Origin of the sequence: Leptolyngbya cf. ectocarpi LEGE 11479, assembly GCF_015207065.1 — a bacterium.
In the GTDB taxonomy this organism is placed as follows: Bacteria; Cyanobacteriota; Cyanobacteriia; order Phormidesmidales; family Phormidesmidaceae; genus Leptothoe; species Leptothoe ectocarpi.
In genome coordinates, this window is record NZ_JADEXP010000003.1 from 44,766 (window position 1) to 67,500 (window position 22,735).

The 22,735-nt window shown below is 50.2% G+C and carries 20 protein-coding genes, 3 tRNA genes and 2 rRNA genes (1 of these 25 running past the window's edge); 11 read left to right on the plus strand and 14 right to left on the minus strand.

Translation table 11 applies throughout. The annotated features are described in order from the left end of the window. Positions 1–69 precede the first annotated feature (69 nt). Both IQ260_RS01035 and IQ260_RS01040 read right to left on the minus strand, forming a co-directional pair. Positions 70–624: an FKBP-type peptidyl-prolyl cis-trans isomerase gene (locus IQ260_RS01035; RefSeq protein ID WP_193990004.1), complete on the minus strand. Its 555-nt coding sequence runs from the start codon at positions 622–624 to the stop codon at positions 70–72. A gap of 142 nt (positions 625–766) precedes the next feature. Next, positions 767–1,090 (minus strand): phasin family protein, encoded by a 324-nt coding sequence (locus IQ260_RS01040; RefSeq protein WP_193990006.1) that lies wholly within the window; start codon positions 1,088–1,090, stop codon positions 767–769. A gap of 156 nt (positions 1,091–1,246) precedes the next feature. Here IQ260_RS01040 and IQ260_RS01045 point away from each other — a divergent pair, with 156 nt between their 5' ends. Both IQ260_RS01045 and IQ260_RS01050 read left to right on the plus strand, forming a co-directional pair. Then, positions 1,247–1,666 (plus strand): TIGR03792 family protein, encoded by a 420-nt coding sequence (locus tag IQ260_RS01045; RefSeq protein WP_228015333.1) that lies wholly within the window; start codon positions 1,247–1,249, stop codon positions 1,664–1,666. Positions 1,667–1,705: 39 nt separating this feature from the next. After that, complete coding sequence (locus IQ260_RS01050; protein WP_193990008.1) at positions 1,706–2,050, plus strand: synaptobrevin family protein; 345 nt, start codon at positions 1,706–1,708, stop codon at positions 2,048–2,050. Positions 2,051–2,214: 164 nt separating this feature from the next. Here IQ260_RS01050 and IQ260_RS01055 read toward each other — a convergent pair. The 4 genes from IQ260_RS01055 to IQ260_RS01070 all read right to left on the minus strand — a co-directional run bounded on the left by IQ260_RS01055 (position 2,215) and on the right by IQ260_RS01070 (position 6,528). After that, a tRNA-Asp gene (locus tag IQ260_RS01055) sits at positions 2,215–2,288 on the minus strand. Positions 2,289–2,361: 73 nt separating this feature from the next. Further along, positions 2,362–3,954: a TM0106 family RecB-like putative nuclease gene (locus tag IQ260_RS01060; RefSeq protein WP_322744867.1), complete on the minus strand. Its 1,593-nt coding sequence runs from the start codon at positions 3,952–3,954 to the stop codon at positions 2,362–2,364. Positions 3,955–4,132: 178 nt separating this feature from the next. Further along, positions 4,133–5,266 carry a geranylgeranyl reductase family protein gene (locus IQ260_RS01065; protein WP_228015335.1) on the minus strand — a complete coding sequence of 378 codons (1,134 nt, stop codon included), beginning with the start codon at positions 5,264–5,266 and terminating at the stop codon, positions 4,133–4,135. A gap of 86 nt (positions 5,267–5,352) precedes the next feature. Continuing rightward, positions 5,353–6,528 carry a TetR family transcriptional regulator gene (locus IQ260_RS01070; protein WP_193990010.1) on the minus strand — a complete coding sequence of 392 codons (1,176 nt, stop codon included), beginning with the start codon at positions 6,526–6,528 and terminating at the stop codon, positions 5,353–5,355. 160 nt (positions 6,529–6,688) lie between these two features. On the opposite strand from IQ260_RS01070, the gene IQ260_RS01075 reads away from it, so the two are divergent. Both IQ260_RS01075 and IQ260_RS01080 read left to right on the plus strand, forming a co-directional pair. After that, positions 6,689–7,555, plus strand: a complete 867-nt coding sequence (locus tag IQ260_RS01075; protein WP_193990012.1) for an acyl-CoA desaturase — start codon at positions 6,689–6,691, stop codon at positions 7,553–7,555. Between the two features lie 203 nt (positions 7,556–7,758). Further along, on the plus strand, positions 7,759–9,051 hold the full coding sequence (locus IQ260_RS01080) for a ribulose bisphosphate carboxylase small subunit (RefSeq protein WP_193990015.1): 1,293 nt from the start codon (positions 7,759–7,761) through the stop codon (positions 9,049–9,051). 21 nt (positions 9,052–9,072) lie between these two features. Here IQ260_RS01080 and IQ260_RS01085 read toward each other — a convergent pair whose 3' ends face one another. Beyond that, positions 9,073–10,062, minus strand: a complete 990-nt coding sequence (locus tag IQ260_RS01085) for an ATP-grasp domain-containing protein (RefSeq protein WP_193990017.1) — start codon at positions 10,060–10,062, stop codon at positions 9,073–9,075. 266 nt (positions 10,063–10,328) lie between these two features. On the opposite strand from IQ260_RS01085, the gene IQ260_RS01090 reads away from it, so the two are divergent. After that, the gene (locus tag IQ260_RS01090) at positions 10,329–11,261 is read left to right on the plus strand and encodes an isoaspartyl peptidase/L-asparaginase family protein (protein WP_193990019.1); all 933 of its coding nucleotides are present in this window, start codon (positions 10,329–10,331) and stop codon (positions 11,259–11,261) included. A gap of 71 nt (positions 11,262–11,332) precedes the next feature. Here IQ260_RS01090 and IQ260_RS01095 read toward each other — a convergent pair whose 3' ends face one another. The 3 genes from IQ260_RS01095 to IQ260_RS01105 form a co-directional block, all read right to left on the minus strand. After that, positions 11,333–11,626, minus strand: a complete 294-nt coding sequence (locus IQ260_RS01095) for a hypothetical protein (RefSeq protein ID WP_193990021.1) — start codon at positions 11,624–11,626, stop codon at positions 11,333–11,335. Between the two features lie 173 nt (positions 11,627–11,799). Continuing rightward, positions 11,800–12,636: an exodeoxyribonuclease III gene (gene xth / locus IQ260_RS01100; protein ID WP_193990023.1), complete on the minus strand. Its 837-nt coding sequence runs from the start codon at positions 12,634–12,636 to the stop codon at positions 11,800–11,802. Next, positions 12,611–13,624, minus strand: coding sequence for a cation diffusion facilitator family transporter (locus IQ260_RS01105; RefSeq protein ID WP_193990024.1), 1,014 nt, complete (start codon positions 13,622–13,624; stop codon positions 12,611–12,613). Before IQ260_RS01105 ends, xth begins: the two co-directional genes overlap by 26 nt. Before the next feature lie 104 nt (positions 13,625–13,728). Here IQ260_RS01105 and IQ260_RS01110 point away from each other — a divergent pair, with 104 nt between their 5' ends. Then, positions 13,729–14,001 carry a Precorrin-3B methylase gene (locus IQ260_RS01110; protein WP_193990026.1) on the plus strand — a complete coding sequence of 91 codons (273 nt, stop codon included), beginning with the start codon at positions 13,729–13,731 and terminating at the stop codon, positions 13,999–14,001. A gap of 21 nt (positions 14,002–14,022) precedes the next feature. On the opposite strand, the gene IQ260_RS01115 is transcribed toward IQ260_RS01110, so the two are convergent. Beyond that, positions 14,023–14,703 (minus strand): amino acid ABC transporter permease, encoded by a 681-nt coding sequence (locus IQ260_RS01115; RefSeq protein WP_193990029.1) that lies wholly within the window; start codon positions 14,701–14,703, stop codon positions 14,023–14,025. Positions 14,704–14,852: 149 nt separating this feature from the next. Next, positions 14,853–15,677, minus strand: coding sequence for a basic amino acid ABC transporter substrate-binding protein (locus IQ260_RS01120; RefSeq protein ID WP_193990031.1), 825 nt, complete (start codon positions 15,675–15,677; stop codon positions 14,853–14,855). Between the two features lie 229 nt (positions 15,678–15,906). Here IQ260_RS01120 and IQ260_RS01125 point away from each other — a divergent pair, with 229 nt between their 5' ends. Then, positions 15,907–16,734 (plus strand): amino acid ABC transporter ATP-binding protein, encoded by an 828-nt coding sequence (locus IQ260_RS01125; protein WP_322744868.1) that lies wholly within the window; start codon positions 15,907–15,909, stop codon positions 16,732–16,734. Between the two features lie 119 nt (positions 16,735–16,853). Here IQ260_RS01125 and IQ260_RS01130 read toward each other — a convergent pair whose 3' ends face one another. Then, positions 16,854–18,323 carry a polysaccharide deacetylase family protein gene (locus IQ260_RS01130; protein ID WP_193990032.1) on the minus strand — a complete coding sequence of 490 codons (1,470 nt, stop codon included), beginning with the start codon at positions 18,321–18,323 and terminating at the stop codon, positions 16,854–16,856. Between the two features lie 121 nt (positions 18,324–18,444). After that, entirely contained in the window at positions 18,445–18,813 is a 369-nt protein-coding gene (locus IQ260_RS01135; protein ID WP_193990034.1) for a hypothetical protein, read from the minus strand. Positions 18,814–19,599: 786 nt separating this feature from the next. Here IQ260_RS01135 and IQ260_RS01140 point away from each other — a divergent pair. The 4 genes from IQ260_RS01140 to IQ260_RS01155 all read left to right on the plus strand — a co-directional run. Continuing rightward, positions 19,600–21,087: ribosomal RNA gene (locus tag IQ260_RS01140) — 16S ribosomal RNA — on the plus strand. 128 nt (positions 21,088–21,215) lie between these two features. Continuing rightward, a tRNA-Ile gene (locus IQ260_RS01145) sits at positions 21,216–21,289 on the plus strand. A 7-nt stretch (positions 21,290–21,296) separates the two neighbouring features. Then, positions 21,297–21,372, plus strand: a tRNA-Ala gene (locus tag IQ260_RS01150). Between the two features lie 150 nt (positions 21,373–21,522). Next, positions 21,523–22,735, plus strand: a 23S ribosomal RNA gene (locus IQ260_RS01155); it runs 1,607 nt beyond the window's last position. The 16S and 23S rRNA genes sit together here with 2 tRNA genes alongside, the layout of an rRNA operon.

Sequence of the window (22,735 nt, forward strand, 5' to 3'; positions counted from 1 at the left end):
AACCCAATAAAATAGGGGTAGGAGCTTCTTCAACGCCCCCACCCCTGTTGTCGCTGATTAAAAGCGTGGTTAGCCCCCGACGCGGATGAGTTCCACATCAAAGATCAAGGTAGCATTGGGTGGAATGACTCCCCCAGCACCGCGAGGACCATAGCCCAAATCAGGAGGAATCACGAGCTTACGACGACCACCCACGCGCATGGTAGAGACGCCTTCATCCCAACCCTTAATGACTTGACCGACACCGATGGTGAAGGAGAAGGGACGGTTGCGATCGCGGCTACTATCAAACTTTTCACCATTTTCCAAGGTGCCGGTGTAATGCACAGTGACTGCCTGACCCTGGACAGGTAGAGCGCCAGTACCCACTTCTAGGTCTTCATACATCAGACCAGAGTCGGTTGTGGTCATATTTTCATCGGACATATCAGTCGTATCCTCAGTTATTTCCTCGGGATCCAAGTCAGATGCTGCTTGAGCTATGAGCGTAGACTTGGCAGCTTGGGTTGTGGCCACGTCTGTGGGCAAATTACCTGCGACAGCTTCACTGCCCCCTAACTGCGTGGCAACTGCCACTACACAGCAAATGGCAAAAACCCCCAGACTAATTAAAACTTCTTTCACAGTTTATTCTCCCAGTGCGATAGCGCAAGCGCTGATACTTCAGCTCGCAGCCTGCATCCAAATTGTACGTTACGAATCCTAAAAAATAGATCGAGCACCGGTCACATTTGTGTCGGTGTCGCTGGTCGCTGCAGGTTAATCCCTAGCGCCATTGCTTATTTTCTAGGTCCCGCAGTTGGCGTTCTAAACGGTCTAAGCGTCCTCGAAGTTCATCCATTTCAGCCTGTCTGGGGACGCCTAGATCTTGCATAATATTGCGAATCTGACGCTGCAGCTGTTCGTCGATAGCAGCCTGGTCAATGTTGAACTGGGACATAAAGTCATCGACAAATCCCTTAGCCTGCTCTGGGTTTAGCTTGCCATCCTTAACCCAATCTTCGGTCACCTGACGTAGCTGTTCGGCTACCAGTGAGGTAGTGCCAATACCCAACATTAAAAGCTGCCGAAATAGATTGGATGAGTCCATAGTTTAGCTCTAAGGAATGAATGGTGAGACGATTTAGTCAACTGTAGTTGGAAACCTCAACGTTTCATCTTTTAAGAATTACAGTTTAGATGTCGTTTCAACTTATATAAACTTATTCTGGCAAACTATTGACGTATTCGACGGGCGGTTAACCGTATGCTGCAAAGACTTCTATGGTGTGTGGTGGCTGTATGGGCGGCTATTGTCCTGGCGAGTGCCCCTGTCAATGCCGAAGTGACCTTTACCCCTCAGCCATCTATGGTGATTGAATGGCTAAAATTTAGAGTAGATGCTACTCAGCGGGACCGCTACTTAGCGATTGATGACGAGATTTGGACGTCAGCCCTGGCTACCTATCCTGGCTTTTTAGACAAAACGACGTGGCTGGACCCAAAGCATGATGATGAGGTCATTTTTGTGATTGCTTGGGCTACCCGTGAGCAATGGCAATCAATTCCTGAAGAGGAGTTAGAGCAAATTAACCAGCGGTTTGATGCAGCTCTAGGATTGAATTATGAAATGCTTGAGTCCAAAGAGTTTATTGTCCCTGCAGGGAAAGGCCTGAATGCTCCATAGTATAGATGAGTCCTCGTTTAGCTGCGATCGCAAACAACCATGCCCAGCTGTCCCCAATGCCATCAGACACTTTCAGGTGATGCCATCACCTGCAGCAACTGTGGGCTAGCACTCAAAGCCCACGGTCATCCAGGCATCGATCTGCATCGTGCCCAGGGGGATACCTATCTGTGTGAGAGCTGTACCTACCACATAGACGATAGCTGTACTTTTCCTCAACGCCCCCAAGCAACTACCTGTACGCTATATCAAGATTCAGCTGTCGCTCAGGAAGCTCGGCTTTCTGCGTCTGAGATTTATACGATTCCCTGGTGGCGAAAATATTCTGGGTGGCTAGCTCTCGGGGGTATCGTTCTTATTAGTATTGCCTTGGTGATTTTGTGAATTCCAACATCGTAGGGTCGTTCCATGGAACGACCCTACGATGAAATAATTAAAATTAAAACGGGCCTGACGGGATTCGTAGGTATACCGTCGCGAGCGCGACTACACGCAACGTCAGCTCTGCTGACAGAAGTTGCGGGTTCGTGTAGTTTTTCGAAATTAAACGGGCCTGACGGGATTCGAACCCGCAACTTCCGCCGTGACAGGGCGGTGCTCTAACCAATTGAACTACAGGCCCTTGTGGGCGATCTCTATTTTGCTTAGGAATGGCTCCTTTGTCAAACAGTTAGCTGGTTTTTTAAAAAACCAGATTATCCGGCTTCCGCATCCTTTTTCCAAATGGGTGCGGCAAAGTTAGCCAGCCAGCGTTTAACCCAAAACGTAGCGCGGCAATCATCTTCGTTGTACTTCAAAATATCGTTAAGGTATTGCTCATCCTGACTGTCGAGCCAATTGTCATACCAGCAAATAGATTGAGCCCCATTGGCACTGCTATCACGCCATTCAAAACCAATCCAGCGGGCAATGTGTTTGAGGGCGTAGCTTTCTATGGGCAGGGTAACGGCGTCAACGATGCGCTTATGAATATCGACAAAACGGCTCAGCAGCTCATCAATATCGATGATGGTGCCGTAGCGCTCGGCGAGACGTCTGACGGTTTGGGCCTCGTAGGGGCAAAAATGATAAACCGGTGAATCTGGATAGTGAGCCATGACATGTTGAAACTGATGCCAGGCGCTGGCTTCGCTCTCAGGTTCTCGGGCCACTAGCGGAATAAAGGTTTCAGTCTGGGCTTGGTTATCAACGACTAAAATGCCGTGAAGATAGACCAGATCTTTGTCAGGGGCGGCCTCAATATCAAAATAAAGCTCAACGGTGGCGCTGGGCAGCTCTTCGGGGGATAGGGTGAAGCTATTGTTAGCGTCGGTACGTGCGATCGCATTCCCCGATAGCTTAGCCTGAGCCTGGTGCACTAGCTTTTCCGCCACTTTTAGCTCAAATCCTGATGCCTGGGCCAGCGTAGCGGGCTGGTTTCGAGCCAAGGTTTCAACAGTCGTGAGGCCCAGTTTTTCTAAATGACGGTAGCGATTGAGGGTGACGCCAGGCAGCAACGACAGATGGTTTTGCCCATGGGCCACCTCGTAACAATGATTGAGCCAGACACACATATCACAGCGGCTGCGGCTAATAAACACATCCGGTGTTTGCTCGGCGGTGAGCACCGTTTCACACTGCTCTAGCAGCTCCAGCAATGTAGGCCACTGCTTCTCAAGATCGATAACGTAGGGCCGCTCCCTCAGGCGCAGATGGGCTTCTAAGGGAATGACTCCCTGCCATGCTGCCAGTACATAGGCATGGAAGGCGGCTGTCAGCTGATATTCCTGTTTGGGCTTTTTCCCCAGTTTGATATCCAATGGGACGTAGTGCCAATCGCCTAGCCATGAATCACCGGGTTGTTTAATCCAAAGATCAGGCTGACTTACATATCCGATGGTGCCATCATTATTCATGGCTGCAACCCGCCCCCGGCAAATATGGTCCACCCCCTGCTGCATGAGGGTGTAGGTTTCATGAGCGGTGGCGGCAATATTGCCCATCCGTCGTTGAGGACGATTCAGCGGCTGAAACTCAGCCAAAATTGTTTGCCGGTGAGTAGCGCTATCACCCTTCAGCTTGACCAGATAGTCACTGGGGGCTGCTTGCAAACTAGTATCTCCGTAGATGTTGAGATAAGCTCGCCGCTGGCAGCGTAGAAAGGTAAAAAGCGTACTGTCCTCAATCGTCTGTTGAGGATCTGTCTGCTCGACACGCCAAGGCACTGGCGGAGACATCCAATCAAGAGCTGACGCTGGTGTAGACGAACCAGCATCCTGAGGCGGTAACGTAGGAAACCTAGCAACCACAGCTTGACCGAGCCTGTCGGCAAGACACAACTAAACGTGTTGAAATCATTAAAGCCATTGAAGCGTGCCTATGAGCAGACGCTTTTCGCTTGCGACTAATATAACGCAGACCTGTGATTATGTGGTACCACGGGACCGGTAAAATCGCAATTATGATACCGGTCCAGCGCACGGCTGCTTAGGCCGTTAGTAATCCGGCGCTCAGTCGTCGCAACCCCCGCGTGACCACATCTGAGTAACGCAGTCTCCCTAAAAATACATCTCCCATAATCTGGGTACCGCGCGGATGCTTCACCCCAACGCGATAACCGACTTTCGGAGCCAAATAAAATGCTTTGGCTAGGCGAGCGGCCCAGCGCATTTCACTGCCCCATTCTTGAATCATGGTTTGGGTATAGTCAGCGAGTGCCCCAGAGTTGCCTGCCAAGGCGCTATGGACGGCTTCAGATGCTTTGAGACCGCTCAAAATCGAAGGTCGTATGCCTTCAGCCGTAAACGGATCGACCACACAGGCGGCTTCCCCCGCCAGTACGGCTTGGGTGGTGTGCAGGGTTTGATCACCGTCCCAAAGAAAAATAGGGTGGCCGTGCTTGCTTTCTACTTCAATATCGACGCCAAACTGTTGGGAATAGTCTGCTAGTGGCTGTACCAGGTCCCGCGATTTACGCTTGGCTGAGATAAAGGCTCCGCTGCCTAAGGAATAACCATCGGCTTTGGGGAAATTCCAAACGTAGCCGTTTTTTAGCAGACCAAACTCAAAATGGACGATGTGGCCATCATGTACCGGCAGTCGCGGTTCGGTCTCAATGGCACCGGCCATGACTGTTTTGCGCTGCTTAAACCCAAGCCATTTAGCCACGGGACCCTTGGCACCATCGGCGGCAATCAGATAACGACCGACTACCGGTTCTGCTGATGTGCTGATGTGCCAGCATCCGTCTTTAAACTCGATGCCTGTGGCCTTGGTTTCTTCTTGTAAAATGGCCCCCTGCTTTTGAGCCTGCTGCACCATGTAGTGGTCAAACTCGTCGCGGCGCACCATCCAGATGGGTTCTGACAGTTCAGAAATAACTTCGTCTTCCAGGTTATAGGTGTAGCGCACCTGGGTGACTTTCTGGGAAATGACGGGTTCAAAGTCATAGTCGAACCATTCGGCTACCTTGGGGCACACGCCGCCGCCGCAGGGCTTGTAGCGGGGCAGCTTATTTTTTTCTAATATCAGTACGGAATGGCCTTGTTTGGCTAGATGATAAGCGGCTGTGGCTCCAGCAGGACCGCCACCGACAACAACGCAATCATAAATAGATGTCATAAATAAATTGAACTTGTATGGGTGAGAACTAGACCCATGGTACGTGGTGAAGTTTTCCCAAACGAGGGGCAATGCATGACTAATGGTCAAGGCGCTTTTCGGTCTAGCTGGGTGGCAGCTGCGATCGCATTCTTCTCTTTGGCCCGCTGGTCGTAGGGCTGCAGTTCAGCCACATCAGCCCCCGCTAAAATACTCAAATTCTCCAGGCTGATACCTCGCATTAGCATTTCTACACACCAGGTTTGTCGGGCTTGAATCAGTCGGGGACTATCCACCACATCCAGACTGTCCCACCACATATCCCAGCGTTCCTGCAGCTCGGTGAGCGTCATGGGATGGCCGTCTTCGGTAATAAACAGGGCGCTAGTGTCGTCTTTACGACTTTTGAGCCACTTGGTTAGAGGATTACTGGTATATGAGCCGTAGCGCTTGCCTAGAATCCACTGGTTGACAGGCACCTGGCGAGGGCTGCTGTAGGAGCCTGTTACCTGCAGAATATGCTGGGATTTATCGCAAATTTGATCAGAGCGCTCTAGCTGGATGAGTTCGGTTGGTAGGAGTCCGGCTCCGAATAGGGTGAGTGCGATCGCATGATCCTGCAAACTAATACTGCGAGTCTGCTTCATCAGCTGCTGCACCCAGCTGGCTGGTATATCAATAATGATGGGAGCCGCTGGAGTCGGCATGGTGACATCCATACTAGCCGCATCGCTCGGAGGATTGAGCAACGTCACTAGAGCATCTAAAAATCGGTCTCGATTTTCCCACAGAGAATAGCCACTGGTGGTTTCAATCACTGTGTATCCCACCAATACGGCTCCCACTAAGCTAGCCAATTCTTCCAACGGAAGTGGGGCCGTACAGAGCATTTGCCCCAAATGATTCGCCAGAGCCTGCTGAATCTCCTCTAGTCGCTTTTGCAGCGCCTGACGATGTTCTAAAGGATACTGATCGGCTTCACCAATCAAAGAGCGCACAAAATTGGGAAACTGCTCCAGCAGCTGCAGATGCTGGTCTAAATATTGCCGTAGCGTATTTGCCGAATACTCACCATGGAGCGGAGCGTGAGCCGTAAATGCAGGTGCCTCTTGCAACATCGTCAGCAGCAACCCATATTTATTGCCAAAATTTCGAAATAAAGTGGCCTCATTCACGTCAGCCATATTGGCAATCTGACGGGTGGTGGTATGGCTAATCCCTTGTGATAGAAAGAGTTCAAGTGCGGCCTGGGTCAGCCGGTGTCGGGTGGAAGAAGGAGACATGGACAATGTGCAAGTGCCACTTGCAACTCACGAAAAAGATTGCTAACCTAAGTTTAATGCAAGCAGCACTTGCAATGTGTTTTGAGTTTGCCAGGGCGGCGTCTGCTAGCCATGGTCGCTCGCAAGATTAACTGACCTTAACGACTTCCATGAGGACTGTATGACTGCACAATTAACCCGGCCTAGTCTAAGGCCTAATAACCTAAAAGCTGAGGTAAAACGACCTCCTACCGATTGGGTCACGCTTGGGTTCTTTGCTGTTTTTCATGGCGTTGCCCTGTTAGCGCCCTGGTTTTTCTCTTGGTCTGCATTAGGCGTAGCGATTTTGCTGCACTGGCTGTGTGGTGGTGTGGGCATTTGCCTCGGGTTCCATCGGTTGCTGAGTCATCGGAGTTTTCAGGTGCCCCGCTGGTTGGAATACCCCATCGCTTTCCTAGGAACGCTGGCAATGCAGGGCGGGCCTATCTTTTGGGTCAGTGGTCACCGCAAGCACCATGCCTTTACTGAAGATGTGCATGACGATCCCTATTCTGCCAAGCGTGGTTTTTGGTGGAGTCATATGCTCTGGCTGGTGTTTCCCAATCGTGACAACTTCGATAAAAAGCGCTACGGCAAGTACGCTCCTGATCTGATGCGTCAGCCTTTCTATCGCTTTTTGAATAACTATTTTCTACTGTTTCAAGTGCTACTTGCACTCGGGCTATATGCTGTTGGCGGCTGGTCCTTTGTCATCTACGGCATTTTTGTTCGCTCCGTGTTCCTATGGCACGCGACCTGGCTTGTGAACTCTGCCACCCACACCTGGGGCTACCGCACCTTCGATGCTAAAGATAATGCTCGCAATCTTTGGTGGGTGTCTCTAGTGACCTACGGTGAAGGCTGGCACAACAATCACCACACCTATCCTCGTGCCGCTCAAACTGGCTGGAAATGGTGGGAAATCGATGTCACCTGGTACACGATTCTGCTATTTGAGCGCCTAGGCTGGGCCAAAAAAGTCAAGAGAATCCCGGCGAAACGTCATTAGTCAGGCAGGCTGATTCATTAGAGCGCAGCAGCCCTGGGTGAAAAGCCTGGGGCTGCTGCTTTGTAGGTTCATAAACTGGAGAAGTGCGATCGCACTTCCCTGATTTGTCAGCTGCGACTATCCCTATACACAAGAGCCCAGCAAACGAGATACTGAATTACGTTCTTACACCGAGAACCCATCACTCAAACCTCTTTAGTTTCGTGGCCTATTACATCTCACCCCGTTTTCTAAACGCCCTGGCGGTTCACATCACCAAGAACTTTTTGGACCTGCCCCAGGTAAAAATGCCGCTGATTCTAGGAGTTCACGGGCGCAAGGGGGAAGGCAAAACCTTTCAGTGTGAGCTGGTATACGAGCGCATGGGCGTCAACGTCGTTCATGTTTCCGGTGGTGAGCTAGAAAGCCCCGATGCAGGCGACCCGGCTCGATTGATCCGTTTACGCTACCGAGAAGCGGCAGAGCTGGTCAAAATTCGCGGCGAAATGGCCGTGCTGATGATCAACGACCTGGACGCAGGGGCCGGTCGCTTTGACGGTATGACCCAATACACGGTGAATACCCAGCTGGTGAATAACACCCTGATGAACATTGCCGACAACCCTACCAATGTGCAGCTGCCCGGTAGCTACGATGAAACGCCGCTGCCGCGCATTCCCATTGTGGTCACAGGTAACGACTTTGCCACCTTGTATGCGCCGCTGGTGCGCGACGGGCGGATGCAAAAGTTTTACTGGGAGCCGGACCACGATGACCGTCTGGGCATTGTTGCGGGTATTTTCTCCCCCGATGGTCTCAGCCGCAGCGATATTGCCATGCTGGTGGATACGTTTCCAACTCAGGCAATTGACTTCTACGGAGCGTTACGAGCCCAAATCTATGACGAACAGATTATCGATTTTATTCACCGGGTAGGCGTGGAGAATGTCTCCCGCAGTGTGGTGAATACCAAAACGCCCCCTAGTTTCAAAAAGCCTAACTTTCGCATTGATCACCTAATTGAGGTGGGGCAGCGGCTAGTGAGAGAACAGCGTCGCCTCCAAGAAATGGGCTTAGTGCAGGAGTATAACCAGGCGTTGAATAGGTCGGGCAGCCCTCGCAGCAATGGCAACTACTATCGCGCCTATCAGCATGCCCCTTCGGCCCCACTACAGCCAGTGCAGTCGAATAATACAGCGACGAGAGCGTCTGATAGTGCTCGCGAACCCGAAGCTCAGCCTCCGACGTCATCGCTATCTCTTGCCGATGAGCTGCAGCAAGAAGTCCGTAACCTGATGGCCCAAGGCTATCGAGTGGGTATGGAATATGCTGATAAGCGTCGGTTTCGGACCAATGCGTGGCAGAGCTGTCCGGTCATCAACGGGGGGAGTGATGCTCAGGCACTCCAGACGATTGATCAATGCTTAACAGACCATGGGCAGCACTACGTACGCTTGATCGGGATTGATCCTAACAGCAAGCGCCGGGTGCTGGAGCGAATCATTCATCGCCCTTAGGGATAAGGGTTGTATCAGATTTTATGAAGCCGCAAAGTCAATCAGCCACTGAATTAACCGGGTCATTGTGGGTTCTCCGGTGACATTTTCATGCCAGTCATAACCACCAATATTGCCAGCATTGATCTCGCTTAAAACCCACTCTCCATCGTTACCCATCAGGAAATCATAGCCCAGGGTATAAACGCCTCGGCTGCTGTAGTGTTCATAGGTGTTGGCAATAATTTTCCGTTCTCGCTCAGTCACTGTGGAAGCGTCATAAGCAGCACCTGCGGTGACGTTGTGGACCCAGGTACCGGTTTGAGATTTTCTCAGCAATGCCCCATAGATTTCACCATCGACTACAAAAATGCGTTTGTCACCTTGATCGATATTTTTGAGAAATTGAACAAATTCATATTCGCTATTCGGGTCGATCTCAGTCAGATGTTTAACGACATCCTTTAGAGAAGAATATGTAAGCACACCTTCTTTAACGTTGTCAGTATAGATAGTTTGACCATCCTGCCAAATCTTAAAAACCCCAGTGCCTCCATAGCTAACATTCATTTTGGCAACAATGGGATTAAACTGTTGAAAAAAGTCTTCTATCTCTTCATAGGACGATGAAAAAATATGTTCTGGCAAATACTCTTTTCCACATTCTTCTAGAAAGTCTTTTCTCCTCGTTTTTTCAATTTGAGACGGTCGATTGACAAAACGAACCATGGTTTCTAGCTGACTAAGGTTTTTAAAGAAGTCTGCAGGGACAGGTTCATCGGCTCGACAGAATACTAGGTCTAATTCAGAGGGCTCTATCAACTCAAGGGGGCGCTGATCCAGATGTATAAAGTCATTGCCGCTGAGACTACCGGAGACATGAACGCCTCTCACTTTGCCTGAACTATCAATGCTTGAAACTGGGGCATGAAAAAAATCAATGTCTGGATTATTGGTAAATGCTTTATAGAGGCTGATGGTCGTATCAAAGTGGGGATGGGTTTTAGGATCCGTAATGCACAGTAATCTCATAGATGCTTTGAACGATTGGATGATTTAAAAGTGTTTTGATTTTTGAAACTACCATGAGCCCACCTATCAAATACTGTAGGCTGGGCTGGCTTAGTCAGTGATGCTTGACATCATCCTAGCTGTGACTCGCTGAAAAACTGAGGCTTCTGAGCGATAGCATTGACCTAAAAGGTTTTGTATCAATGGCTTTAACGTTGGGACGCCTGTAGCTACAGTGCGAATGTCATAATGATAGTCTTGGGATTCTAAAGGTTTTAGTAATCATCATGAAAGACCATTTCTCTCTTATTATCCATGGTGGAGCGGGCTCACTGGAGCACCTCAAGCGAGAGGGAAACGGATCAGAGATTATGGATAGTGTTCGCCGCATTTTGCAGGGTGGACGTCGCCTTTTGGAGAATGGAGGGACAGCCCTGGATGCGGTGACTTACTGTGCGGCTGAGCTAGAAGATGATCCCCTCTATAATGCTGGACGGGGTTCTGTCCTCAATGAATATGGCGAGGTAGAGATGGATGCGGCCATTATGGACGGCGCTACCCTGGATGCGGGTGCGATCGCAGGCGTGACCACCATCAAAAATCCGATCCAGCTGGCTCGCCAAGTACTTGAAAAAAGCGAGCATGTCATGCTGATTGGCAAAGGAGCCCAGGAATTTGGCCAACTGCACGGCATCCGTCGGATGCCAGATGACTACTTTTTTGTTGACCACCGAGTCCGCCAATGGCGCGAAGCTCAAAAGCTAGGGGGAATGATGCTTGACCATGAGGATGCATCCCCCCCTAAAAAACTGGGCACGATTGGTGCCGTAGCCCGAGATCTGCAGGGCAATTTAGCGGCAGCCACGTCCACTGGAGGTATCGTTAACAAACGCTGGGGGCGGGTGGGCGATAGCCCGATTATTGGCGCAGGTGTGTTTGCCGACAATGACACTTGTGCCGTGTCAGCGACAGGGTATGGTGAGCAATTTCAGAGAACGGTGCTCTGTAAAATGATCTCCAATTTTGTCTACTTTCAAAAACAAGATGCCGCCGCTGCCGCCACCGCAGGTATCAACTATCTGGTGCAGAAAGTGAATGGTCTCGGGGGAGTGATTGTCGTTGATCACAAAGGCGGCTGTGCTGTGGACCACTCCACATCTGGCATCATTTACGGTCTGATTGAAAAATCTGGCTCAGACGTTTGTAAGTTTACAAAATAACGAAATAGCGAGATTGGTCAGTGACCGTGGGGCTGCAGATAAATCGTGGTTGGTGAGTACGGCACGAACAATCAGCCTGCTTGTGCCGGTAGCTTTTTTCCCTCAAGGCTGTACCGATTATCATCTACCCAACGGAGAACGTTCTTGGCCAGCCGACTTTTGCTTTTGATGGCCCTGAGCGCGCCGGGCAAGTCAAGCTGCTCGGCTGTTTCTAGATGTTCTAAGTCAAACAGCCCCGTATTGACTAAATCAATCCGATTAAACTCGTCTTCTAAGTTGGTAAAAATGGCTAGAAAATGCAGCGCTGTTTCCAGCTCTGGCGGATCGATAATGGGACAATCTTGGTTAGCTAAAAAAGTATTCACGGCGCGCTCAAAAACTGCATAGATGCTCAAACCTGACTGCAGAGGGGGCCATGCAGATTTCTTTTGAGTAGTTTCTTGCTTAGAAAGGTGGGGCTATAGTCTACTCAAAAGATTATCGTGTAATGTTTGACGCGTTCTCCGAGGGCGTCGTTCCCTTAATTACCCGTGCGCGCTTAGTACTCAACAATAACCGGTGTATGATCGCTGGGTTTTTCTAACTTGCGAGGTTCGACATCGATCCAGCAGCGTGTGGCTTGCTCGTATAGTTCGGGGGAGAGGTAATGGTGATCGATGCGCCAGCCCATATTGCGTCGAAAGGAAGCAGCCCGGTAATCCCACCAGCTAAAGTGACCGCCTTCGTCTGTAAACTTGCGAAAAGCGTCGGCCAAACCGACCCCCAGCAGATCGCTGAGGCTGTCTCGTTCCATTGGACTGCGGCCAACGGCCAATACATCCCTCAAGGTTTCGCGTTCCTTGGGAGAAGACATAATATGCTTGTCTCGTTTTTCGTCGGTGTAAATGTCTTTATTCTCCAGAGCGATATTAAAGTCACCACAGACGTTGAGCTTTGTGGTTTCTTCTAGGGTTTTAATCAAATACTGTTTGAGTAGAGCTAGCCAGCGTAGTTTGTATTCATATTTTTCGCTGCCAATAGATGACCCATTGGGCACATACAGGTTGAGAATTCTGACGCCATCCAATACAGCGCTGATGACGCGTTTTTGTTCGTCAAGATTGCCGACTGCTTCCTCGTCAAGGATGGCCCCAAAGCCCATACGCACATCGGTTAACGTCGCTTTACTGATCAGAGCGACGCCGTTATAGGCTTTTTGACCATATATATAGACGTGGTAACCCAGCTCCTCAAACGGTGCTTTGGGAAAGTCAGCATCGACTACTTTTGTTTCCTGGAGACACAGCACGTCCACCTCTGGATTTGTTTGCAGCCAGTCGGTGGCATGGCTCAATCGAGTGCGGATAGAGTTAACGTTCCAAGAGGCGACTTGCATTCGGTTCGGTTTTGGCAGGGACAATGCTGTCTAGATCGGTGGTACCGGTCTGAATTAGCTCTCGTATTTTAGTATTGGGCAGCGTTGATAGGGTAACTGATGGTGCGGATCTCATTTGTAGAGTGGACTCGCGAATGGAAAAATCATTATGGAGTGATGCTTGAATCCGATTGAGAAGGAGGTCACGACGATTTGGATTGCCGGTGACGGTGAGACTTGCCGTGAGATGGGTTTGTCCGGGCGCAATTGTCCAAATGCGTAGCTGAGTCACCTGGGTAACATCACCAAAGGTGAGTAGATGGTGTTCGATATCCTCAGGATTGGTGTCCGGGGGGGCCTGCTCTAGCAAGATCCTCAGACTTTGGCGAATCAGGGGGATGGCACTCGTGAAAATAAGTAGCGCGATCGCAACGCTCACTGCCCCATCCATCCACTGCCAGTCCAACCAATACACGGCCGCCGCCACTACCAATACCCCCAGACAGCTCAACGCATCGGCTAAGGTATGCAAAAAAGCCCCGCGCAAATTCAGATCGTCATCGGTGTGGCTATGGAGTAACACGGCATTGATACCGTGTACACCCAGTCCCCCTAGGGCTGTTAACGCCATGGGGCGTGTCAAAATTTCAGTCGGTGGAGCCTGCAGCTGGGCAATAGCCTCTTGTCCGATCCAGCCTGCGATCAGCAATAGACCCATGCCGTTGACTAAAGCAGCTAAGATTTCTACGCGGCGATAGCCAAAGGGGGCCTGGGGCGAGGTGGGCCAGCGAGCTATCCAGGCGGCTAGGAGCGACATTGCGATCGCAAACACATCGGCGATCATGTGCCCCGCATCGGCCACCAGCGATAAACTATGGCTGTGTTGACTTACCCTCAGTTCCACCACTGAAAAGCCCGCTACCATTACCAGAGCAATGGCCAGGACTCTAAGTTTCTCTGGCGACGTTTCGGTCGGGCAGTCGCAGACCCCAAAACCATGATTGTGCATACTTAGAGAGTGCCACGCTCAGCTAAGACTGACAATCAGCCCTGTGCCACTCCATTGATTTGATCTTTGCTTGATCTGTAGACCTACTATGTATCTAAAGCTTTATGCCTGATCAGCCGCTTCAGGGTGATGCCTTAATCAAAGAAACCTGCCGCCGTATTCGCCTTGCCAAAAAGCTATGGGATGCCCATAACAATGCCGCCTGCCGTCGCGAACGAGAACGGGCCCTAAAGTTGTATAGTCAACTTTCAAAGGTGCAGAAGGAAAAAATTCCCCAGCAGCTGCGAGTTTGGCTACGGTATCGCAGCGAAAAATATTTTGGTGCCCATCGTACATCTCCGGGCAGTAAGCATCGCTCATCCAGAAAGCGAAAGTAGCCGCTATCGCCTCTGTCTTCCCTATGCGCCTCGCTTGGCCTTCTCAGCCGGATCGGTCCAGCGCTCCAACCAAGTAAAGCCCTGGGAAAACATCAGATTGAGAACCAGGTAGACAAGGCCAATGGCGGTATAAATTTCAAACGCACGAAAGTTAGTGGCCACCGTTAGCTGTCCCCGGCGAAAGAGTTCTTCTAGACCAATGACGGCCACTAGGCTAGTGTCCTTGAGCAATGTGGTGAACTCGTTGCCAAGCGGGGGAATCATCCGGCGCAGCGCCTGGGGCAGGACGATGTAGCGCATGGTTTGTATGGAGTTAAGCCCCATGGATGAGGCGGCCTCCCACTGACCGCGATCAATGGATTGAATGCCGCCGCGCACAATTTCAGCGACATAGGCCGCTGAGTTAAGGCTTAGGGCCAGCACGCCAGCGGACCAGCGATCAAAGGTAAAGCCTAATCCCATCGCTTTGAATAGAGCCGGGAATCCAAAATAAATCCAAAAAATCTGGACTAGCAGTGGTGTGCCGCGAAAAAACTCAATATAGGCACGGGTGGCTAGACGTACGGGCAGGAAACTAGAGAGTCTGGCGGTGCCCAGCAAAGTGCCGCCGATAAAGCCAAAGAAGATGGACAGAGCGGTTAGCTGTATGGTCGTTACGGCCCCCTGGAGTAGAGCGGGCAGAGCATCAATAATATATTCCACGTCAGTGGGGCCTCTACTGTGAGGTCCTTTGAATGAATAGTAGTGCTGTTGGCCCTAACAGGGTGGCCAGGGCGATGTTGCGAGACAGGTGTGATGGTCAGGTTTCGCCAGCACAGGGACTTAGAAACCTGATGGCCCACTAAAAAAATCTAAAATGCGGTCTCAGGTAGCGTACCGACAGGAGCGGTACCAAACCATTTTTCGTAAATGGTGTCGTAGGTACCGTTTTCGATTATTTCTGTCAGGGCTGTGTTTAAGATCTCTAGGTTAGGCGAATCTTTGGGCATGGCGATGCCATAAAACTCTTCGGTGAGTAGTTCGCCTACGACTTTAATGCCGCCAATGTTACCGGTTGCGATCGCATCTAAAGTAGCTGGTGCATCATTGATGACCGCATCGGCGTTACCATTGGCCAGTTCCTGCAGTGCCAGGGGCGCAGAGTCAAAGGTACTTACCTTGGCATCCTTGATTCCACCTGCCATTTCGGCACCTGTTGTGCCAATTTGCACAGCGATCTTTTTACCCTCTAAGGTTTCGATCGATGTGATTTCAGCATCTTCTTCGGCAATTGCGATCGCCAAACCAGCTCGAAAATAAGGTCGTGAAAAATCTACCGTAGCGGCACGTTCTTCAGTAATGGTCATACCACTAACAGCGGCTTCAATAGTGCCAGCCTGTAGGGCCGGAATTAACCCATCAAAGGGCAAACTCTCAAACTCAATTTCTACACCAGCCTGGTCTCCAATTGCTCGCAGTAAGTCGATGTCAAAGCCTACCAGCTCGCCGCTGTCACTCTGGGACTCAAAGGGAGGAAACGCGGGTTCTGTGCCAACGACCCAAGGACCGCTAGTAGCAGCAGCGATTTCACCATCCGGTGCTGTTGCTGCTTCCTCACCACCGCCACCACAAGCCGCCAGTACGAGGGCTGCCCCCAGACTCAAACAAGCATTTTTGATAAAGCGAGATCGTTTCATAGTACGCATGGACTCCTCAACCTTACTAATCTAATGACCCTAGTTTTGAGTGATGACATATTAGGAGCACATCACTCTGATATTTCAACGTTTGATCTACGAGATGTAGTTTAAACTACCAACAACAAAAAATTGGACAGTGCTGATTTTTGAGCAGATTTGGCCGCTTAACTGCTGACTCTTGATGTTCAGATCGGGCTGATCTTATCAATCAAAAACAACAAAAACAGTGTTGTTTGTAGCTCAGGCACTGTTTTCAGCGGTATCATGCCAACTTAAAGGATTCTCGGTGGCAGCTATTGTGGCAGAAGCAGCGATTTACTTTGCAAATCTACAGAAAAACTACGGTGATCTATCGGTGCTCAGGGGCATCAATGGCCAGATTCACCGAGGCGAAGTAGTGGCTATTATTGGTTCATCCGGCTGTGGCAAAAGCACGCTGTTACGGTGCTTTAATCGCTTAGAAATCATCAGTGGTGGTCAGCTGATCGTGAATGATATTGATCTGTCTGTTACTAACCTCAGTGCTAAGTCACTACAGCAGCTGCGGGCCAAAGTAGGGATGGTGTTTCAGCAGTTCAATCTCTACCCTCACATGAGTGTGCTGGAGAATCTCACCCTGTCACCCCGTAAAGTTTTGCAATTATCGGCTGCCGAGTCGGAGGAACGGGCTCGTGTTTATTTGGCCAAAGTCGGTTTAGCCGAAAAATCAATGGCCTATCCAGATCAGCTCTCCGGCGGTCAAAAGCAGAGAGTCGCCATTGCCCGCTCGCTTTGCATGGAGCCTGAGATTTTGCTCTTTGATGAACCGACCAGTGCGCTCGATCCTGAGCTTGTAGGTGAGGTCTTAGAAGTTATGCGTGCCCTAGCCGAGGATGGGATGACCATGGCCGTGGTTACCCACGAAATGCAGTTTGCTCGGGAGGTAGCTAGTCGCGTCATGTTTCTTAATAAAGGGGTGGTAGAAGAAACGGGTGACCCGCGAGATGTGTTGAGAAATCCTCAGAGTGAGCGACTGCAGATATTCCTCAGCCGTATGAATGGTCTGACGGTTTGAGTTAAGGATAAGGATTTTCAAGATCCAAAAATTAACGCTGGAGAGACGTTCCATGGAACGTCTGTAGTACCAATTAGTAGAACCTACTGTGAGCCATAACGTGCTCTCGAGTGGTCAGCTTAGGCAAATCCTCGTTCTATAAAACTACAGCCTTGCTGGTAAATAGTGTGGGCGTAGTCAGTCCACTGCCCTTGGCCCCAATAGCGGAAGCAGCTAGTTTGCAGAACTAAGTTATGTAAGAGTGCCTGCCGATAGTTGGCATTTAAGGCTAGCTTAGAGTGCTGACTTACGGGTACGGCATTGATCGCTTGGTGAAAACGAGCACTGAGTTGTTCCATAGGACCAATGACGTTCTCGTAGCCATCAACCCAACTGCGATCATTGGTCCAAGATCCCCCGGTAAATGTAGTGTGGTGTTGCTGGAGTGTTGCAATTGCATTCTGCATCCGTTCTGGGGTGATCTCGCTACTTAGGGTCTGCCAGAGCTGATGTTGGCCAATCGCCTGACATGCAGGAAAATTCTCTTCGGTGACGCCCTCTGCTTCCAGCAGTTCTAAATATTCAGTGCCATTAATTCCGGTAATGCCAGCCTCATGACGCGCCTCATGCCAAGCGCGCTTGAACGCCCCCGGAAATTCATTCATCATGACACCGCCGTTCTCACCATCGGAAATTTGACTGACTAGAGGGGGAATTGAGTGATTTCCTACGTTGACTTGACCCAGGGTTTTAGCTTCGTAATAGGGTTGCATCTGGCCAATCAGTTTGGTGTCAGACCCTTGGGTTTTAATCAACGCCGTAATGGAGACTTCCTGACCATAGCTGTTGCGAGCGACTAAGCGGTGAGGCAAGTGAGGCTGTCGGATACCTTCTCCTGTGAGCATCTCCACCGTATGTTCCTGGACCATCACCCAGCGATAGCCACTATCTTTGAGCGCACTCACCAAGGTATATAGAGCATCGGGATGATTCGGGAGCTGCATTTCAGGCAGTGAAAATCCCCGAACGCGTTTTAGGGCTTCTAGGCCGAAAATACTGACGAATTGATGCTGCCAAGCCTGAATGTGAAACTTAATGTCAGGCAGTGGTGTGGCGGCGGCTACCGCATGTCCCCAAAATGTTCCTAACCATTCCACATGGGGCTGATACCTAGCATCGCAGGTAACGCCTTTGAGTTTGTCGATAATGTCGCTACGACCCATTTGCTGCAGGCCCCATAGCAAATTACCCGAGTAATCCAGCATAACCCGTGGGTTACAGCCCTGCTCGACCAGCTCAGGGATAAAGTCACCTATGCGGGCATAGCAGTAGGCGAAAGGACCCGCATTATGGTTATCACCCTCATAGGGGTGTTCAAACATATACTGCAAATGTCCAATTAGCTGGCCTGCTGGCCCTGCTGGGATTGTCGGCTGATGCATGTGAAGTGCGATCGCAAAGCCTGCCGATAGGCTACTGAGATTGAGATTGCTTCGATCTAAAAAGACTGGCCGCTCAGAATGACATACTCCTTGAATGGAGGACTCCCATCCGCAGAGTGTAGGAAGTATTTGGTCATCAATAGCTGGGGCCGACATCACAGCAGACATATGCTTCAGGGTTATTAAAGATAGATTTATCTCTCTATCCCCAGTCTCCCAGCAACGGGCTCTAAAATAAACCATCCTTATAGAAAAGATAATCTCAGATTAACTGCCCCTGGGATCTCGATTACTCAATGCCATGCTCGAAGAAAATAGCTAATTCATCTTGCAGCCAGTTTAGAATTTGTAACCGTTCTCCCTGGGTCAGATATAAGTGCCCGGTATGCCGCAATCGATCATTGACATCTTCTATATCAGAGGGAGTCATTAATCCGACCATGACCCCAATATTATAAAGAGCATCATCACGCTCCTCCTGGGTGGGGCAACCATAGCGATATCTCGAAATTTGACGGCTAATATACCTAAATGCTTGGGGATCGGCTTCCTCCAAGCGTTGCTTGCGCTCATCAGCAATAGGCTCACCAGCTACCATGGCCGCGTAGTCGGTGTCTAAGATATCCAGCTTAATGATTTTGGCTGATTGCCTTGGCATATGGCTCACGGTGGTTAAACCCCCACATGTTCTCCGTTATGTTTAGCATTGTGCACTCCCCTCAGTAGAAACTGCTGGAAGCTTTGTAATTTCGCAATTGTCCCTTTGCAAACGTTTGCGAAATCCCCGCTAGTTGCTAGATATAAACCGGCATTGATGACTCTAGGCTCATACTCAGCTCTAACCAAGATGATCAGCTAGTAGGAGCACTACTTATATATGTAGTTCACACACCCTACTCTTCATCCAGGCTCAAAATAATATGGGTTCGTCATTTCCCTCTTAACCGTCTTTCCCGGTTTAGACGTCTTGGAATGACGTCTAGTGACCCAGTTCTATAACGGTATCACCGGAATCAGAACGATCCCTACCTAGTCCTAATCAGGAATGCCTCAAAATACCTGGCCAAAACTTTATTCAAATGCCCTAAATATCGTTGATTTATAGGGACATGGACTTAAAAAAATAGCTGAAGCCCTTCTTAGAGAAAGGCTTCAGCTATTTTGAAAAAAATTTCACGAAAGGTGTTGACTTCGTATGGGCGTGTCGCTATATTAGTAAAGCGCTCGACGGGGGAGCGGTTCACACCGACACCTGAGGGGCGCGGAACCTAGACAGTTAAATAGTTTGAGATTCTAGACGAAATCCTGTTTAATTTCTTTAAGTTTGAAATTGGTTAAACTTTATCACGAAGATTAGCTGATGTCAAACGACCGGATACTTAGATAACACTGAGTGTCAGGTCAACACTTGACTAATAAGTTAATTACTTTCGGGTAGTTGACTACAATGGAGAGTTTGATCCTGGCTCAGGATGAACGCTGGCGGCGTGCTTAACACATGCAAGTCGAACGAACCTTTCGGGGTGAGTGGCGGACGGGTGAGTAACGCGTGAGAATCTGCCCTTAGGCGGGGGACAACCAATGGAAACGTTGGCTAATACCCCATATGGCGAGAGCTGAAAGATTTATTGCCTGAGGATGAGCTCGCGTCTGATTAGCTAGTTGGTGGGGTAATTGCTTACCAAGGCGACGATCAGTAGCTGTTCTGAGAGGAAGATCAGCCACACTGGGACTGAGACACGGCCCAGACTCCTACGGGAGGCAGCAGTGGGGAATTTTCCGCAATGGGCGCAAGCCTGACGGAGCAACGCCGCGTGAGGGAGGAATGTCTGTGGATTGTAAACCTCTTTTCTCTGGGAAGAAGATCTGACGGTACCAGAGGAATCAGCATCGGCTAACTCCGTGCCAGCAGCCGCGGTAAGACGGAGGATGCAAGCGTTATCCGGAATTATTGGGCGTAAAGCGTCCGTAGGCGGTTAATTAAGTCAGTTGTTAAAGACTGCAGCTCAACTGTGGGAGAGCAACTGAAACTGATTGACTAGAGTATGGTAGGGGTAGAGGGAATTCCTAGTGTAGCGGTGAAATGCGTAGATATTAGGAAGAACACCAGTGGCGAAGGCGCTCTGCTGGGCCAAGACTGACGCTGATGGACGAAAGCTAGGGGAGCGAAAGGGATTAGATACCCCTGTAGTCCTAGCTGTAAACGATGGATACTAGGTGTTGTGCGTATCGACCCGTGCAGTACCGCAGCAAACGCGTTAAGTATCCCGCCTGGGGAGTACGCACGCAAGTGTGAAACTCAAAGGAATTGACGGGGGCCCGCACAAGCGGTGGAGTATGTGGTTTAATTCGATGCAACGCGAAGAACCTTACCAGGACTTGACATCCCTCGAACTTCTGAGAAATCGGAAGGTGCCTTCGGGAGCGAGGAGACAGGTGGTGCATGGCTGTCGTCAGCTCGTGTCGTGAGATGTTGGGTTAAGTCCCGCAACGAGCGCAACCCACGTTTTCAGTTGCCATCATTAAGTTGGGCACTCTGGAGAGACTGCCGGGGACAACTCGGAGGAAGGTGTGGACGACGTCAAGTCATCATGCCCCTTACGTTCTGGGCTACACACGTACTACAATGCAACGGACAAAGGGCAGCCAACTAGCGATAGTGAGCTAATCCCATAAACCGTTGCACAGTTCAGATTGCAGGCTGCAACTCGCCTGCATGAAGGAGGAATCGCTAGTAATCGCAGGTCAGCATACTGCGGTGAATACGTTCCCGGGCCTTGTACACACCGCCCGTCACACCATGGAAGTTGGCCATGCCCGAAGTCGTTACCCTAACCGTTCGCGGAGGGGGGCGCCGAAGGCAGGGCTGATGACTGGGGTGAAGTCGTAACAAGGTAGCCGTACCGGAAGGTGTGGCTGGATCACCTCCTTTAAGGGAGACCTACCGAATTGACTCTGAACGAAATACTATTAGGAGCAATTTTGGTCACTCTAGGTCGTGAGCAGGGTTAGTTGAATCTCAAGCTATTGTTTAGGTTTAGTACTCGATAGTGAGTATTGGGGCTATTAGCTCAGGTGGTTAGAGCGCACCCCTGATAAGGGTGAGGTCCCTGGTTCGAGTCCAGGATGGCCCACTGGGATGGGGGTATAGCTCAGTTGGTAGAGCGCCTGCTTTGCAAGCAGGATGTCAGCGGTTCGAGTCCGCTTACCTCCACCAATTACCTTAAGATATGAGTTGAGATATGAATTCAGCACCCTGTTGCTAGCGATAGGCTGCTGGACTTAGGTCTAGCGAGAACCTTGACAACTGCATAGATTAGTCGAATAGGTAGTTCGACACAGAGAACCATTAGTAGAAAGACTGAGAGGTCAAGCTACAAAGGGCTCATGGTGGATACCTAGGCACACAGAGGCGATGAAGGACGCGGTTACCGGCGATATGCCACGGGGAGCAGGAAGCATGCATTGATCCGTGGGTTTCCGAATGGGGCAACCCTAAATACGGTCATCTGAATACATAGGATGGCACGAGCTAACGCAGCGAATTGAAACATCTTAGTAGCTGTAGGAAGAGAAAGAAAACTCGATTCCCGTAGTAGCGGCGAGCGAACTGGGAAGAGCCTAAACCAGCCTTTTTTAGGGCTGGGGTTGTGGGACAGCGATATGAAATCTGGCGACTAGACGAATCACTTGAGAGGTGAACCAAAGAAGGTGAGAGTCCTGTAGTCGAAAGTTAAAAGATACTAGCTGACTCCCGAGTAGGTCGGGGCACGTGGAATCCCGATTGAATCCGCGAGGACCACCTCGCAAGGCTAAATACTCCTGTGTGACCGATAGCGAATAGTACCGCGAGGGAACGGTGAAAAGAACCCCGGGAGGGGAGTGAAATAGAACATGAAACCATGAGCTTACAAGCAGTTAGAGCACGATTAAACGTGTGATAGCGTGCCTGTTGAAGAATGAGCCGGCGACTTATAGGCACTGGCAGGTTAAGTCGGAAATGACGGAGCCAAAGGGAAACCGAGTCTGATAAGGGCGCTAGTCAGTGTTTATAGACCCGAACCCGGGTGATCTAACCATGTCCAGGTTGAAGCTTAGGTAACACTAAGTGGAGGACCGAACCGACTTCTGTTGAAAAAGGAGCGGATGAGGTGTGGTTAGGGGTGAAATGCCAATCGAACCCGGAGCTAGCTGGATCTCCTCGAAATGTGTTTAGGCGCAGCGGTAATGATTATAGGTTGGGGGTAAAGCACTGTTTCGGTGCGGGCTGCGAGAGCGGTACCAAATCGAGACAAACTCAGAATACCAACTGCACACATTGCCAGTGAGACGGTGGGGGATAAGCTTCATCGTCGAGAGGGAAACAGCCCAGACCACCAGCTAAGGTCCCCAAATCATCTCTAAGTGATAAAGGAGGTGAGAATGCTGAGACAACCAGGAGGTTTGCCTAGAAGCAGCCATCCTTAAAAGAGTGCGTAATAGCTCACTGGTCAAGCGTTCTTGCGCCGAAAATGAACGGGGCTAAGAGATGTACCGAAGCTGTGGACTTGTACTTGTACAAGTGGTAGAGGAGCGTTCTG